General features: G+C 67.5%; 11 protein-coding genes. 3 read left to right on the forward strand and 8 right to left on the reverse strand.

The annotated features are described in order from the left end of the window. Positions 1-163 precede the first annotated feature (163 nt). Complete coding sequence (locus AB4Y40_RS20755; protein ID WP_368689382.1) at positions 164-3,787, forward strand: indolepyruvate ferredoxin oxidoreductase family protein; 3,624 nt, start codon at positions 164-166, stop codon at positions 3,785-3,787. A gap of 61 nt (positions 3,788-3,848) precedes the next feature. On the opposite strand, the gene AB4Y40_RS20760 is transcribed toward AB4Y40_RS20755, so the two are convergent. Together AB4Y40_RS20760 and AB4Y40_RS20765 are read right to left on the reverse strand one after the other, a co-directional pair. After that, a complete protein-coding gene (locus tag AB4Y40_RS20760; protein WP_368689383.1) occupies positions 3,849-4,550 on the reverse strand; it encodes a copper homeostasis protein CutC in 702 nt (233 codons plus the stop codon). 48 nt (positions 4,551-4,598) lie between these two features. Continuing rightward, positions 4,599-5,864, reverse strand: coding sequence for an EAL domain-containing protein (locus tag AB4Y40_RS20765; RefSeq protein WP_368689384.1), 1,266 nt, complete (start codon positions 5,862-5,864; stop codon positions 4,599-4,601). Positions 5,865-6,362: 498 nt separating this feature from the next. Here AB4Y40_RS20765 and AB4Y40_RS20770 point away from each other — a divergent pair, with 498 nt between their 5' ends. Next, positions 6,363-8,030 carry a Na+/H+ antiporter gene (locus tag AB4Y40_RS20770; protein ID WP_368689385.1) on the forward strand — a complete coding sequence of 556 codons (1,668 nt, stop codon included), beginning with the start codon at positions 6,363-6,365 and terminating at the stop codon, positions 8,028-8,030. An 81-nt stretch (positions 8,031-8,111) separates the two neighbouring features. Here the strand turns inward: AB4Y40_RS20770 and AB4Y40_RS20775 are convergent, their stop codons facing one another. The 6 genes from AB4Y40_RS20775 to AB4Y40_RS20800 form a co-directional block, all read right to left on the reverse strand. Then, entirely contained in the window at positions 8,112-9,416 is a 1,305-nt protein-coding gene (locus AB4Y40_RS20775) for a solute carrier family 23 protein (RefSeq protein ID WP_368689386.1), read from the reverse strand. 370 nt (positions 9,417-9,786) lie between these two features. Next, complete coding sequence (locus AB4Y40_RS20780; RefSeq protein WP_368689387.1) at positions 9,787-10,434, reverse strand: DUF2239 family protein; 648 nt, start codon at positions 10,432-10,434, stop codon at positions 9,787-9,789. A 90-nt stretch (positions 10,435-10,524) separates the two neighbouring features. Then, a complete protein-coding gene (locus tag AB4Y40_RS20785; RefSeq protein WP_368689388.1) occupies positions 10,525-12,039 on the reverse strand; it encodes a diguanylate cyclase in 1,515 nt (504 codons plus the stop codon). 252 nt (positions 12,040-12,291) lie between these two features. Further along, positions 12,292-13,071, reverse strand: coding sequence for a putative DNA-binding domain-containing protein (locus tag AB4Y40_RS20790; protein ID WP_368689389.1), 780 nt, complete (start codon positions 13,069-13,071; stop codon positions 12,292-12,294). Continuing rightward, complete coding sequence (locus AB4Y40_RS20795) at positions 13,068-13,916, reverse strand: DUF692 family multinuclear iron-containing protein (RefSeq protein ID WP_368689390.1); 849 nt, start codon at positions 13,914-13,916, stop codon at positions 13,068-13,070. Before AB4Y40_RS20795 ends, AB4Y40_RS20790 begins: the two co-directional genes overlap by 4 nt. A gap of 40 nt (positions 13,917-13,956) precedes the next feature. Then, positions 13,957-14,211 (reverse strand): DUF2282 domain-containing protein, encoded by a 255-nt coding sequence (locus AB4Y40_RS20800; protein ID WP_342919564.1) that lies wholly within the window; start codon positions 14,209-14,211, stop codon positions 13,957-13,959. Between the two features lie 274 nt (positions 14,212-14,485). Between AB4Y40_RS20800 and AB4Y40_RS20805 the strand changes: the two genes are divergently transcribed. Next, positions 14,486-14,794 (forward strand): DUF4148 domain-containing protein, encoded by a 309-nt coding sequence (locus tag AB4Y40_RS20805; RefSeq protein ID WP_368689391.1) that lies wholly within the window; start codon positions 14,486-14,488, stop codon positions 14,792-14,794. The last annotated feature ends 90 nt before the right edge of the window (positions 14,795-14,884 follow it).

The following is a 14,884-nucleotide window of genomic DNA, read 5'->3' on the forward strand; positions in this document are numbered from 1 at the left end:
AGGCGGCAGCGCCGGAGAGTTAGCAAAAAATTTCCGTCATTGGCGAGAAAAAATAGAGTCTCTTGCGCCGCTCTCCTCGGAGGGCGTACGACAGCAAAGCTATACATGGGATCGCAGCCAGCGCTGAAGCGCTCACTGCGTTCGACAAATGGAGACTCCCCCAATGACCGCGCGCCCCGCGTTCGGCGACACGTCCTCGCCGCTTGATACGCCGCCCCTCGCTGATTACAAGCTCACCGACAACCTCACCGCCACGCGCGGCCGCATCTTCCTGACCGGCACCCAGGCGCTGATCCGCCTCGCGCTCATGCAGCGCGCGCTCGACCGCGCGCACGGCCTGAACACCGCGGGCTTCATCAGCGGCTATCGCGGCTCACCGCTCGGCATGGTCGATCAGCAGGCGTGGAAGGCGAAGAAACTGCTCGAAGCCGCCGACGTGCGCTTCTTGCCCGCCATCAACGAGGAGCTGGGCGGCACCGCCGTGCTCGGCACACAGCGCGTGGAAGCGGACTCCGAGCGCACCGTCGAAGGTGTGTTCGCGATGTGGTACGGCAAGGGCCCGGGCGTCGATCGCGCCGGCGACGCGCTCAAGCACGGCAACGCCTACGGCTCGTCGCCGCACGGCGGCGTGCTCGTGGTGGCCGGCGACGACCACGGCTGCGTGTCGTCGTCCATGCCGCATCAGAGCGACTTCGCGCTGATGGCGTGGCACATGCCGGTCGTGAATCCGTCGAACATAGCGGACATGCTCGAATTCGGCCTGTATGGCTGGGCGCTCTCGCGCTACTCGGGCGCGTGGGTGGGCTACAAGGCGATTTCGGAAACGGTGGAGTCCGGCTCGACCGTCGATCTCGATGCCATCAAAACCGACTGGCAAGCGCCGGAAGGTTTTACGCCGCCGCCAGGCGGCCTGCACAACCGCTGGCCCGATCTGCCGAGTCTCGCCATCGAGCAGCGCCTCGCCGCCAAGCTCGACGCCGTGCGCCACTTCGCGCGCATGAACAGCATCGACAAGTGGATCGCGCCGAGCCCGCACGCGAACGTGGGCATCGTCACCTGCGGCAAGGCGCACCTGGACCTGATGGAAACGCTGCGCCGTCTCGATCTCACCGTCGACGATCTCGATCGCGCGGGCGTGCGCATCTACAAGGTGGGCCTGTCGTTCCCGCTGGAGATGTCGCGTATCGACGCGTTCGTCGCGGGCCTCACCGACGTGCTCGTGATCGAAGAGAAGGGGCCGGTGATCGAGCAGCAGATCAAGGACTACCTCTACAACCGCAAGGAAGGCGCGCGCCCCTCGGTGATCGGCAAGCACGCCGAGGACGGCACGCTGCTGCTCTCGGAGCTTGGCGAGCTGCGCCCCTCGCGCATCCTGCCCGTGTTCGCCGCGTGGCTCGCGAAGCACCGGCCCGCGCTCGACCGCCGCGAGCGCGTGGTCGATCTCGTCGCGCCGCAAATCCTCTCGAACGCCGCCGACGCCGTGCGCCGCACGCCCTACTTCTGCTCGGGCTGCCCGCACAATACGTCGACCAAGGTGCCCGAAGGCTCGATCGCGCAGGCCGGCATCGGCTGCCATTTCATGGCTTCGTGGATGGAGCGCGACACCACGGGCCTGATCCAGATGGGCGGCGAAGGCGTGGACTGGGCCGCACACTCGATGTTCACGAAGATGCCGCACGTGTTCCAGAATCTCGGCGACGGCACCTACTTTCATTCAGGCATCCTTGCGATTCGCCAGGCGGTGGCCGCGAAGACCAACATCACCTACAAGATCCTCTACAACGACGCCGTGGCGATGACGGGCGGTCAGCCCGTGGACGGCAGCATTTCCGTGCCGCAGATCGCACGCCAGGTGGAAGCCGAAGGCGTCTCGCGCTTCGTGGTGGTGAGCGACGAGCCCGAGAAGTACGACGGCCATCACGGCCTGTTCCCGAAGGGTACGACGTTCCATCACCGCAGCGAACTCGATACGGTCCAGCGCGAACTGCGCGAAACGCCGGGCGTGACCGTGCTGATCTACGACCAGACCTGCGCCGCCGAAAAACGCCGCCGCCGCAAAAAGGGCGAATTCCCCGACCCGGACAAGCGCCTCTTCATCAACGAGGAAGTGTGCGAAGGTTGCGGCGATTGCGGCGTGCAGTCGAATTGTCTTTCGGTCGAACCCGTGGAAACGGAGCTGGGCCGCAAGCGCCGCATCGACCAGTCGTCGTGCAACAAGGACTATTCGTGCGTGAACGGCTTCTGCCCGAGCTTCGTGACCGTCGAAGGCGGCAAGCTCAAGAAGGCCGCGGGCGCCGCGTTCGACCCGCAGGCGCTCGCCGCGCGCGTGAACGCGCTGCCCATGCCGGCCACGCATCTCGACAACGCGCCCTACGACATCCTCGTGACGGGCGTGGGCGGCACCGGTGTCGTGACCGTGGGCGCGCTCATCAGCATGGCCGCGCATCTGGAGGGCAAGAGCGCTTCGGTGCTCGACTTCATGGGCTTCGCGCAGAAGGGCGGCTCGGTGCTCTCGTTCGTGCGCTTCGCGGCGACCGACGCGCTGCTCAACCAGGTGCGCATCGACACCCAGCAGGCCGACCTGCTGCTCGCCTGCGACATGGTGGTGGGCGCGAGCGCCGATGCGCTGCAAACCGTGCGGCACGACCGCACGCGCATCGTCGTGAACACGCATGAGATTCCGAACGCGTCGTTCGTGCAGAACCCCGAAGCGAACCTGCACGCCGATGCGCTGCTCGCGAAGATGCGGCACGCGGCGACGAATGGTGCAACATCAGCGCAAGATCCGCTCTCGGCCTGCGACGCCCAGGCGCTCGCGCAGCGTTATCTCGGCGACACGATCGGCGCGAACATCGTGATGCTTGGCTTCGCGTGGCAGCTTGGCCTCGTGCCGGTTTCGCTCGCGGCGCTCACGCGCGCCATCGAACTGAACAACGTGGCGGTGAAGGCGAACCTGTTCGCGCTCTCCATCGGCCGCATGGCCGCCGCCGATCCCGCCGCACTCGAAGCGCTCGACACGCAACGTGCGGCGGCCGCGAAGGCCACGGCGCGCAAGCTCACGCAAACGCTCGACGAACTGATCGCCGATCGCGAAGTGCGCTTGCTCGCTTATGGCGGCGCGAGCTACGTGAAGCGTTATCGCACGCTGGTCGACGCGGCACGCAGCGCCGACAAGAGTGCGGAGAAAACGCTCGCGCGCGCCGTCGCGACCACGTTCTATCGGCTGCTCGCCGTGAAGGACGAATACGAAGTCGCGCGCCTGCACGCCGACCCGGCGTTCCGCGCCGCGCTCGAAGCGCAGTTCGAAGGCACGGCGGGCAGCGACTTCACCGTGAAGTTCAACCTCGCGCCGCCGCTCATCGCGCATGAGAAGAACGGCCAGCCTCCGCGCAAGATGCAGTTCGGCCAGTGGATGTGGAGCGCGTTCGGGCTGCTGAAGAAGGGCCGCAGCGTGCGCGGCACGTGGCTCGATCCGTTCGGCAAGACGCTGGAGCGCCGCATGGAGCGCGCCCTCGCCGGCGACTACGAGGCGACGCTGCGCGGAGCGTTCGCGAGCCTCACCGCCGAAAACGCCGACGACATCGCCAAGCTCGCGAATCTGCATCAACGTGTGCGTGGCTATGGGCATGTCAAGCTGGCGAACCTCGCGGCGGTCAAACGCAGCGAGCGCGAACTGGCGGCACGCCTTGCCATCGACGTGAAGACGAGCGCCGCCGTCCAGGAAGCCCTCGCGTCGTTCAAGGGTGCTGGCGCATTGCGCGGCATTCCGGTGGTCGTGGCGAAATAAGGTGAAGTGAAGCCGGCAAGCGCGCGCCGTTCATCTGAATGGCGCGCGCTTTTTTTATGGGTCAGGCGTCGAGCAGGTTCCGCACGCGACGCACCCTGTTTTCGTCGACGGGAGCGAGTGACTTACCGTCGGTGCGCACGCCCGAGCCGAAGTGAACCGCACGGACCCGCGTCGCGCTCACGAATGGCGCCACGCGGTCGAGCGTCAGTCCGGCGCCCGCCAGCACCGTGCAATGCATCTGCGCCGCACGCTGCACGAGCATTTCGATTTGCATCTGCGCGTCGAGCACCGAAGGTTTGCCGCCCGAGGTAAGGACGTTCGTCACGGCGTCGAAACCGAGCAGCACGTCGAACGCTTCGTGCAGATCGCGCGCTTCGTCGAACGCGCGATGAAACGTGAGCGGCATGCCGTCTGCGGCCGCGATCGCGCGCTGCAGTCCTTCGCGATCCACTTCATGCGAAGGCGTGAGCATGCCGATCACGGCCGCATGCACGCCCGCGAGCTTTGCCGCGCGCACGTCGCGCAGCATCACCGCGTAATCGCTCGCATCGTAAATGAATGAGCGGCTGTGCGGCCGCACGATCACGTTCACGGGAATCGCCACCGCCGCGACCACGGCTTCGATCATGCCGATGCTCGGCGTGAGGCCGCCCTCGCCCATTGCGGTGACGAGTTCGAGACGATCCGCGCCGCCGCGTTCGGCGGCTTGCGCATCGGCGACCGTCGTCGCGATGACTTCCAGCAGGACCCGTTCGTGTTGCATGTTGGCGCGCCATGTCGTGAAGAACACGACATGATCGCAGATGCACGCCTACTCGAACCAGTCGATGTCGCCGCACAGCACGCACAGGCGCTCGCCGACCTGCACCGCCATCGAAAGCGTCAGGCACGGCAGGGCCTCGTTGATCGACAGATACGGCCCGGTCACGTGCACACGCCCCGGCGTGACGAGCGCCGTGCGGAAGTACGGCCTGCGCAGCCAGCTCGCGCCTTGCGCGTCCTCGAGCGGCAAAAAGCGCGCGTCGCGCTCCGCGCGGTCGACGCGCAGCACCACGTTGCGGCCCGCCTGCCGGCCGTTCGAATCGAGCAGATAGCAGCGCGCCGCATGATCGAGCGCGAGGAAGTTCCAGCACACCTCCTCCATCGATTCGCCGGCCGAAAGCCGTTCGGCCGCGCGCTCGAACGCACGCAGATAGGGCACGAGGCGATTCGTCTCGCCGCGCTCGCGCGTTTCGGTCTGCTGACGAAAGCGCTCGGTCGCCTCGGCGATCACGCCTTGCGCCTGGGCGGCGTCGGCGAGTCCGGGCGCGGGCCGCGCGAAGAAGAAGCCCTGCACGAAGTCCGCGTTGCACGCGAGCGCGAGCTGCGCCTCGTGTTCCGTCTCCACGCCTTCGATCAGCACGAGCTTGCCCGCATCGTGCAGCAGCGCCACGAGCGCGGGCAGCGTCGCGGCCATGTCGGCACGATGCTGCGCATGCATGAGCATGATGCGGTCGAGCTTCACGATGTCGGGATTGAGCTGCCACACGCGGCCGATGTCGACGTTGCCCGCGCCGAAGTCGTCGAGCGCCACGAGGAAGCCGCGCTCGCGAAACGTCGCCACGGCCTGCGCGAGGGCGTCGAGATCGGTCGCGTCGTCCTCCAGCACCTCGAGCACGATGCGCCGCGGCGCGATGTTCAGCCGCCGCAGGTTCGCGAGCAGCGCCGCCGAGTGATACGGCTCGATCAGCGTGCCCGGATGCACGTTGAGAAAGAGCCACTCGCGCTCCGCGCCGAGCAGCGCGAAGTTCTCCAGGTGCAGCCCCTGGGCGAGCCGGTCCACCAGCAGCGCTTCGCCCACGCGCGCGGCGTCGCCGAACACGTCGAGCGGCGAAACCGGGCGGTCGAGCGGGTCGTGCGCGCGCAGCAGCCCTTCGTAGCCCACCGCACGCATGTGCGAGAGGCTGAACACCGGCTGGAACACGCTCGTGAGCGTGAGGTCGCCGTGGTGTGCGCTGTAGCGCTGCAGCCCCGAAGTGACGCTGAGATCGAAGCCGTGAGGGGCCACGGCTGTTTTGTCCTGTTGCTCTGTGATCATGCCATCCTCTAGCGCGTAGGAAGGACGCTGCAGTCCGCACAGCCTGTGCACGGCCCGCGCTTGTCCTCCGTAGCCTGATTTTCGTTGCGTCAGAGGAGGGATCAAGCAAGGTCCGTGCTCGCTCGCACTGCGATCTGGCACGCATCGGCAAATGCGTTCGCGCCCATCGCGTGCGCCGCGAAGGGGCACGCCGTGCACCGCGCGAGACATCGCACGGCGCACCGATATCGTGCGCCTTTCCACGCGCCTTTGCTTCGGTGGTGGCGCACACATGGCGGACAAATTGCCGCGTTTTCGGCACATATCGGGCTCGCCGCGCATTCGCCCTGCGCGCTTCGCGGCGGCTTACAGACGCGTCAGGCTACACTGTCCCTCGACCGGCGCGCCCTTCTCTAATGCGCGCCAGAACGCAGTGCCGCACCGCGCGTGAAAAGAGGTGGCCGCCCCCTCTTCAACGCTTCCCCGCCTGGCCCCGTTTGGCCCCCGCTACGTTTTTCGATGGACATTCTCTTCACCGTTCTCATTCTGCTGCTTGCTGTCGCCGTGTCCGGCATCATCGCGCGCACCGTGCCCCTCAAGCTGCCGCTGCCGCTCGTGCAGATCGCCATCGGCGCGCTGCTCACGTTCCCGCTCGTGAACCCGCACGTCACGTTCGATCCCGACATCTTCATGGCGCTGTTCATTCCGCCACTGCTGTTCGCGGACGGCTGGCGCATGCCCAAACGCGAGTTCTTCATGCAGCGCCGCGCGATCCTCATGCTCGCGCTCGGCCTCGTGCTGCTGACGGTCGTCGCCGTGGGCTATTTCGTGCACTGGCTCGTGCCGCAGATCTCGCTGCCCGTGGCGTTCGCGCTCGCCGCCGTGCTCTCGCCGACCGACGCCGTCGCGCTCGCGGGCATCGCCGGCAAGGACCGCATTCCCGCGCAGCTGATGCACATCCTCGAAGGCGAAGCGCTGATGAACGACGCCTCGGGCCTCGTCGCGCTCAAGTTCGCCGTCGCGGCCGCGCTCACCGGCTACTTTTCGCTGCGCTCGGCGGCGCTCAGCTTCGTCGTGATCGCGGCGGGCGGTCTGGCGCTGGGGGCGGCGATCGGCTGGCTCTTCAGCTTCGTGTCGGCGCGCTTTCTCAACATGACCGAAGAGGGCGACCCCGCGCCCGGCGTCGTGCTCACCTTGCTGATTCCGTTCGCGGCGTATCTGTTCGCCGAGCATCTCGAGGTGTCGGGCGTGCTCGCGGCCGTTTCCGCCGGCATGACGATGAACTTCACGAGCGTCGCGCACAAAGGACCGGTGTCGACGCGCGTGCGCGCCACGAGCACCTGGTCGATGATCGAGTTCGTCTTCAACGGCATGGTGTTCACGCTGCTCGGCCTGCAGTTCCCGGGCATTCTCGGCAAGGCGCTGCTCGACGCGCACCACACGAGCAACGTGCAGATGCTGCGCCTGATCGGCTATATCGCCGCCGTGCTCGCGGCGCTCTACGCCATGCGCTTCGGCTGGGTCTGGCTGCTGCGCTGGGTGGCGAGCCGCGGCGCCGCGCGTCACGGCGTGGCGAACGCGGTGCCGGGCCTGCGCACCGTGGCGATCACCACGGTGGCGGGCGTGCGCGGCGCGGTGACGCTCGCGGGCGTGCTTTCGCTGCCCGTGGCGCTCGCCAACGGCAGCCCGCTGCCCGGGCGCGACAGCGCCATTTTCATCGCGACGGGCGTGATCCTCGCCTCGCTGCTGGTGGCGATCGTGGGCCTGCCGCTCCTGCTGCGCGGTGTGCGGCGCGGCGCGCAGGGACCGCACGCGGCCGAGGAGCGCGCGGCGCGCATCCAGGCGGCGCAAGCGGGCATCCGCGCCGTGGACGCGGTGCACGAAAAGGTCAGCGAGGATCTCGACGAATCCCAGGCCGCCTACGCCGCCGACACGACCGCGCGCGTGATGGACGCCTACCGCCGGCGCCTCGCCTCGCTCGACGCCGACCGCGACCGCAGCGCGAACGCGCGCCGCTCGGACGCGCTGGAAATGGAAATGCGCCTCGCCGGCATGCGCGCCGAACGCGCGACGCTGCTCAAGCTGCGCAACCAGATGCAGATCAACGACGAAACGCTGGCGAAGCTGATGCGCGAAGTCGATCTGTCGGAAACCGCGATGACGACGCGCGGGCGCAATCGCAACTGAGCACTTAGGCGCAGTTGGGGGGGAACGAGAGAGAGGGAAAAACGCGGCGCCGAGGACCGGCGCCGCGTGCAACGGTGAGGCTTAAACCGCCGCTTCCTGCGCCGGTTTGCGGCGCAGCAGCGCGTAGAGAATGATCGCGCCGAACGTGGCGGTGCCGATGCCGCCCAGCCCGAAGCCGCCGAGCTTGAGCGAGAAGTCGCCCGCGCCGAGCACGAGCGTGACCGCGGCGACGATCAGATTGCGGTTGTCCGAGAAGTCCACCTTGTTGACGACCCAGATACGCGCGCCCGTTACGGCGATCAGACCGAACACGACGATCGAGACGCCGCCCAGCACCGGGCCCGGAATCGTCTGAATGACCGCGCCGAACTTCGGCGAGAAGCCGAGCACGAGCGCGATGAGCGCGGCGATCACGAACACGAGCGTCGAGTAGATCTTCGTCACGGCCATCACGCCGATGTTTTCCGCGTAGGTCGTGACACCCGTGCCGCCCGCGAAACCCGAGACGATCGTGGCGAGGCCGTCGCCGATGAACGCGCGGCCCACATAGCGGTCGAGGTTGTAGCCCGTCATCGCGGAAACGGCCTTGATGTGGCCGAGGTTCTCCGCCACCAGAATCACGGCGATCGGCACGAGCAGCGTCATGGCGTGCGGGTCGAACACCGGCGCGGTGAACTTCGGCATGCCGAACCAGGCGGCGTTCGCGACGATCGAGAAGTCGATCGGCTTGCCGAGGCCCATGCCGTTCGTGACGATCGCGTAGATCACATAGGCGATCAACAGGCCGACGAGAATCAGCAGACGCTGCAGCATGCCGCGCGTGAACACGGCCACGCCGCCCACGCAGAGTACGGTGACGATGGCCATCCACGAGTCGAAGATCGAGCCGCTCACGCCCTTCACCGCGATGGGCGCGAGATTCAGCCCGATCACGCAGACGATCGAGCCGGTCACCACCGGCGGCATGAGCGTTTCGATCCACCTGGTGCCGACGGCCGAGACGAGCAGGCCGATCAACGTATAGGCCACGCCGCACGCGATGATGCCGCCGAGCGCGACCGGAATGTTGGGATTGGGGCCCTGCCCGCCGTAGCCCGTCACGGCGATCACCAGACCGATGAACGCGAAGCTCGAACCGAGATAGCTCGGCACGCGCCCGCCCACCACCACGAAGAACAGCAGCGTGCCGACACCCGACATGAAAATGCACAGGTTCGGGTCGAAGCCCATGAGCAGCGGCGCGAGCACAGTCGAGCCGAACATGGCGACGACGTGCTGCACGCCCATGGCGAACATCTGCGGCCAGGGCAGGCGCTCGTCGGGGGCCACGACGCCGCGGGTGTCACCCGTCTGCGCGCGCCAGCGGGGGAAATAGGAGTCGGACATGGGTTCCTCTTGTCGGCGTGATTGGCGATCTGGTTGTGGTTTTGATTGTTGGCGCGCACGCATCGATGCAACGGCCGCCCTTGATGCAGGTCAGGCGGGAGTGTACGGAGCCGCAAACCGCGTGGCAAGCCGGATGTCGGGCGTCCGAAACAATCGCGGCAGCCGTCGACGTGAGTCAGGAAGTCGACACCGAATGGAGTTTCAGACTCCTCCTATATTGAGGGCGGGATGCTGGATCTAGACTGGCCTTGCTGCGTGACCCCCATGAGAGTTCATGCAGAGTTGGCAAGTTGTAACTCTCCGACTTCCCCGCTCCTGCTCCCCGCTGGAGCGGTTTTTTTTGCCCGCGCAATTTGAGCCTTTCACGCGTTCAGGCGAATGCGGCTCGCGCCAGTTCCCGCGCATAGTCGCGCACGTCTTCGGGCCAGCGCGCATTCGCCGCTTCGAAGCGGCTACGTTCGCCCGCGTACAGCGCGCGCAACGCCTCCTCGTAATCCGGCAGATTGCCGGCCAGCGCGGTCATGAAGCGGTGCGCGGCTTCCTGGGCCGTGCGCACGCGTTCGCGTGCCTCGCTCGCGTGGCGCGCGGCGTCCACGAGCCGGCGCAGCACCACCGAGGCCCCGCCAGGCTGCGCGCCGAGCCAGTCCCAGTGGCGCGGCAACAGCGTCACCTCGCGCGCCACCACGCCGAGCTTCGGGCGGCCGCGGCCGCGCGGGGCGTCCTCCGGGGCGGCTTCGTCGATGACGTCCGGCGCGGCTGCGCTTTGCTCGCGACTTGCCTGTGCGGCGATGCGCGTCTCGATGTCCTTTGCCGAGCCGCGCAGATCGAACTCGACCGGGCGCGCGTCGCGGTCGTCGAAGACCAGCACCGTTGCGCCGCTTTCGTTCCCGTTTTCGTTCGCGTTTTCGTTCCCTTCGCGCTCGAGTTCCGCCTTGACCGCCAGCGCCACCTGAAGCGGCGCGCCGCGCGCGATCAGGCGCGTGCCCGCAAATGCCGTACAGCCGTTCGCCACCACCATGGTGTTCTCCGTCCTGGTATCCAGTGATGGGCGAATATTATCCGGGTAAATTGGATTGCGCAATAACATCCGGGTAAAATTTGATCACGGTCAGCCGGAGCGGCCTTCGACATCTGCGCCGCGCGTGTCGTCGGTCGCGGCAGGCAGCCATGCCGCCACGCGATTGCGGCCCGAGCGCTTGGCCGTGTAGAGCGCCGCGTCGGCGGCGTCGGTCAGCGCGCGCCAGTCGGCAAACGCGCTTTGGGTCGTGCAGGCCACGCCCACGCTTACCGTGAGCACACCGTTCGGGCTGTCGGCGTGCGGCAGCGCCAGCGCCTCGATCGCGGCGCGCACCTTCTCGGCCAGCGCGAGTGCCTGGGCCTCGCCCGTGTCGGGCAGCAGCAGCACGAATTCCTCACCGCCGTAGCGCGCCGCGCAGTCCGCCGCGCGGCGTGCGTGTGCGCCGAGCGCGTGCGCGACGGCCGCGAGCGTGCCGTCGCCCGCGAGGTGGCCGTAGCGGTCGTTGTAGAGCTTGAAGCGGTCCACGTCGAGCAGCGCGAGCGCGAGCGGGCTGCCCGAGCGGCGTGCGCGCGCCCATTCGTGGTCCGCGCGGGTTTCGAAGGCGCGCCGGTTCGCGAGCGAGGTGAGCGCGTCGGTGCCCGCCTGCACGCGCAGCTCCGCCTCCACCGCGCCGCGCTGGCGCAACTGGCGCGTGAACATCAACGCGAGCGCGATCAGCGAGATGTCGAGCACCGCCGTGAGCGTGCCGATGATCCAGGCGCGCACGCGCCATTCGCGGTAGATGTCGTCCGCCGCGACGGCGACGCTGAACACGAGCGGATAGCCGTCCACGCGCCGCAGCGCGAACCAGCGCCGCACGCGGTCGACCGGGCCGAGCGAGAAGAAGCCGCTCGCCTGCGAGCGCTGGAAGCGCTGGAACAACACGGATTCCGCGACGCTCTTGCCGATCAGCGCCGGGTCGTACGGGCGGCGCATGAGCAGCGTGCCGTCGGCGAGCGTGAGCGCCAGCGTGCCGTTCGTGCCGATGTCCACGCCGCTGAAGAGTTGCCGGAAATAATCGAGCCGCATCGTGCCCACCACCACGCCCGCGAACGAGCCGTCGGGGTTCGAGAGACGGCGGCTCATGCCGATGGTCGCGTTGGCCGGCCCGTCGCGTGGAATGAACGGGTGGCTCAGAAAAAGGCCCACGTGCGGCGAGTCGCGCTGCGCGATGAAATAGTCGCGGTCGGCCACATTGAGCGCGCGCGGCGGCACTGAGCGCGAATCGAACACCACGTCGCCCGCCGCGTTGGTGACAAAGATCGCGCCGAGATTCTTCGCCGTGGCCGAGCGGTCGAACAGCAGGTTCTGGCGGATGTCGGGGGGCAGCGCGGCGAGCCGCGGATCGTCGATGGCGTCGATGACGGCCTGCAGCGAAAGGTCGTAGACGTCGAAATTGCGCGCCGTGTCGCGCTCGAAAAGCAGCGCCATATTGGAGGCGGCAGCGCGGGCGCTCGCGAGCGCGTCGTGCCGCATCTGCGCCATGACCCACGCGGCGATCAGCGTGAGCACTGCGGCCAGCGCGATGCCGATGGCAAGCACGGCGTTCGGTCGGCGGATCATCATCTCGGGCCTTCGGGGGCTGGCCTTGCAGCGGCGCCCGTTGCCGGGCGCTCGCTGTGCGTATGCATTCATCCTCGCATGGCGCGTGAGGCGTGGCTATGCGGGCAAGTCCGGTCGAGGGGGGACGTTTGGGGCGCGGCTCGATTTTGCGCCCTATTCTCCTGATTAAAGTGTGTTTCGAGTGGTGCGCGCCGGGTTAGTTTGGATTCCTCTGCTTTATCGAGCGACTGCGTGTGCGCTTGTCATGCTGCAGGGTCAGTCGTCGCGCACGCCGACGATGGCGCGCGCCTCGATCCACGCTCGCCACTGGCCGCCGAAGTCGAAAGCCGGGTCGATGTCGAAGGCTTGTGCAAGCGCGTCGTCGAGCGTGGCGCCGTCGCGCAGCGCCACAAAGGCCGCGTGGGCGGCATGCGTGTGCACGAGCGGCGTTGGCCGCCACTGCGGCCGGACCACGAGCGCCCACGACGGCACATCCACACGCTCAGGCCAGACGCCGCCCGGCTGATGCGCCCGCCAGATCGCCACAGCATCGAAGCGTAACGCGAGCGCAGCGCAGGCGGGATGCACCGCGAGACGCGCCTGCGCAAGACGCTCCGCGCCGAGCGCTTGCCATTGCTGCGCGCTAAGTGGCGTGGCGTTCGCTGCGTAACTGGCGGCGTGCAGCGCCCATTCGAGCCGCGCGACATCGCCGAAATACGCATAACGTACGTCGGTCTCGTAGCGCTCGACGAATTCGGGCAGTTGCGCGCCGAAGCGGTTCAGATCGGCATCGCGTGAAGGATGCGCGCGCGCGTAGGCTAGCGCGAGTGCATCGAACCAGGCCTCGCCGGTTAGCGCCGCGAGCACGGGATACGCGTTCGCGAGCGCAAGCCGCCGCGCCGCGCGGCCATTGCCGCGATACAGGCCCATGCGCTCGTGCAGCAGCGTGGCATCGGCGGGAAGCAGTTCGCCGGCGAGCGCCGCATCGGCGGCGGGGTAATCCAGTGCGGCGGCGAACGCTCGTTGCGTCGCTTCCAGCGTGTCGCGCGCAGTCATGAGCGCAGCTCGGTTGCGTTGCGCGCGTGCTTCACGAAGCGTTCGCGCGCGAGACGCGCCTCGTCGAGCAACACCTCGAGCGCCGGCACCGCCGTGTCCCACTCGATGAGCGTGGGCGTCGCGCCAAAACGCTCGAGCGCGGCCTCGTACAGCGACCAGACCGCCGGCGCGACGCGCGAACCGTGATCGTCGATCACGGCGGCGGGCGTCGCGCGATGCCCCGCGAGATGAATCTCGCCGACGATCTGCGGCGGCAGGGCGGCCATGGCCGCCGTTGCATCCTCACCGTGGTTGCATTGATTCACGTAAAGATTGTTCACGTCGAGCAGCACGCCGCAGCCCGTGCGCCGCGCGAGCGCGGCGAGGAATTCCGCCTCGCTCCAGGTATCGTCGCGAAATCGTACGCAGGTCGAAACATTTTCGATCAGCACGGTACGGTGCAGCGCGTCCTGCATCTGCGAGACGCGTGCACTCAGGTGATCGAGCGAGGCTTGCGTGAGGGGCATCGGCAGCAGATCGTGCAGCGCGCCTTGCGCGCTCGCGCCCCAGCATAGATGCTCGGAAACCACGGCGGGATCGATGCGCGCCACGAGCCGCGCGAGCCTCGCGAGATGCGCCGTATCGAGCGGCGCAGCCGAGCCGAGCCCGAGCCCCACGCCGTGCAGGCTCACCGGCAAATCGCGGCGCACGGTTTCGAGCACGTGCAGGTCGTAGCCGCCTTCGCCAAAGTAGTTTTCGCTGTGGACTTCGATCCAGTCGACCGCGGGCGGCCCTGCCATGAAGGCCTCGTAGTGCGCGTGACGCAGGCCGATACCCACGCCACCGAGTGCGCCTGGCGCGCTCATCCTGCGCGCCCCGAGCTGCGCGCCGCCTCAGCCGTAAAGCTCATTGTTCCGGCGTGCCGCCAAGCTTCTCGCACGTGCCCTTCGGCATGGTCTTGAAGTCGCCCTTGTCGTGATCGACCTTGGCCTGGCCCGCGCAGTCGTGCACGCCGGTCTTGCTCGAGCAATCGTTCTGGCCGGCCTTGGCGACGCCGTAGCAATTCACGGTGTCGTCCGCGTGGGCCACGCCCGCGCCGGCCGTCGCAAGACCCGCGAGCGCGGCGGCGATCAGCGCCTGGCGGCCGAGAGAGTTCTTCATGGCGTTTCTCCTTGAACGTCGAAATGGGTTTCGCAGCAAGCGATCGGGCGACGCAGCCGTCGCACCGCGCGGCCCTGGGCACCCTATTTTGCCTCACCGGACTGCGTTCGGCCCGGTCGAAGCGCCGAAGATCGACGCAATTATTGCAATCGCAGTAATGATGTTTGCTGGATTGCGGTATTTTTCTTTGAAGTGCACTGCAATAAAGTGTCATCAACGGTTCGAACAACGAGATTGTTACGGATCGACAACATAATTTTCGGAGGTTGTTACCATGAAGAATCTGATCGCTGCTGCACTCGCCGCTACCGTCCTCGCCGCCCCGGCCCTGTCGTTCGCACAAGCCGAGCAAGCGCCCCTGACGCGCGCTCAAGTTCGCGCCGAACTGGTCCAGCTGGAAAAGGCCGGCTACCGCCCGAACCTGTCGAGCCCGTACTATCCGGAAGACCTGCAGGCTGCGCAGGCGCGCGTCGCCCAGCAGAACGGTGCAGCAGAAGCCACGGCCTACGGCGCATCGACGAACGGCAGCGCCCAAACCGGCACCCGCGCTCCGAACATCAAGCCGACCTACTTCGGCCAGTAATCGCGGCTCACACGTAGTGCCGGCGCACTACGCGAGCAACGCCAGGCGGGCCCGCTCTCCCGATTGGGAGACAGCGGGCCCGCCGTTCAT

It is taken from the genome of Paraburkholderia sp. EG287B, from assembly GCF_040965595.1.
Lineage (GTDB): Bacteria > Pseudomonadota > Gammaproteobacteria > Burkholderiales > Burkholderiaceae > Paraburkholderia.

Excerpts from the sequence above, each read along its gene's own strand:
- AB4Y40_RS20755 (WP_368689382.1), top strand. The coding sequence starts at position 164 with ATGACCGCGCGCCCCGCGTTCGGCGACACGTCCTCGCCGCTTGATACG.
- AB4Y40_RS20760 (WP_368689383.1), bottom strand. The coding sequence starts at position 4,550 with ATGCAACACGAACGGGTCCTGCTGGAAGTCATCGCGACGACGGTCGCC.
- AB4Y40_RS20765 (WP_368689384.1), bottom strand. The coding sequence starts at position 5,864 with ATGATCACAGAGCAACAGGACAAAACAGCCGTGGCCCCTCACGGCTTC.
- AB4Y40_RS20770 (WP_368689385.1), top strand. The coding sequence starts at position 6,363 with ATGGACATTCTCTTCACCGTTCTCATTCTGCTGCTTGCTGTCGCCGTG.
- AB4Y40_RS20775 (WP_368689386.1), bottom strand. The coding sequence starts at position 9,416 with ATGTCCGACTCCTATTTCCCCCGCTGGCGCGCGCAGACGGGTGACACC.
- AB4Y40_RS20780 (WP_368689387.1), bottom strand. The coding sequence starts at position 10,434 with ATGGTGGTGGCGAACGGCTGTACGGCATTTGCGGGCACGCGCCTGATC.
- AB4Y40_RS20785 (WP_368689388.1), bottom strand. The coding sequence starts at position 12,039 with ATGATGATCCGCCGACCGAACGCCGTGCTTGCCATCGGCATCGCGCTG.
- AB4Y40_RS20790 (WP_368689389.1), bottom strand. The coding sequence starts at position 13,071 with ATGACTGCGCGCGACACGCTGGAAGCGACGCAACGAGCGTTCGCCGCC.
- AB4Y40_RS20795 (WP_368689390.1), bottom strand. The coding sequence starts at position 13,916 with ATGAGCGCGCCAGGCGCACTCGGTGGCGTGGGTATCGGCCTGCGTCAC.
- AB4Y40_RS20800 (WP_342919564.1), bottom strand. The coding sequence starts at position 14,211 with ATGAAGAACTCTCTCGGCCGCCAGGCGCTGATCGCCGCCGCGCTCGCG.
- AB4Y40_RS20805 (WP_368689391.1), top strand. The coding sequence starts at position 14,486 with ATGAAGAATCTGATCGCTGCTGCACTCGCCGCTACCGTCCTCGCCGCC.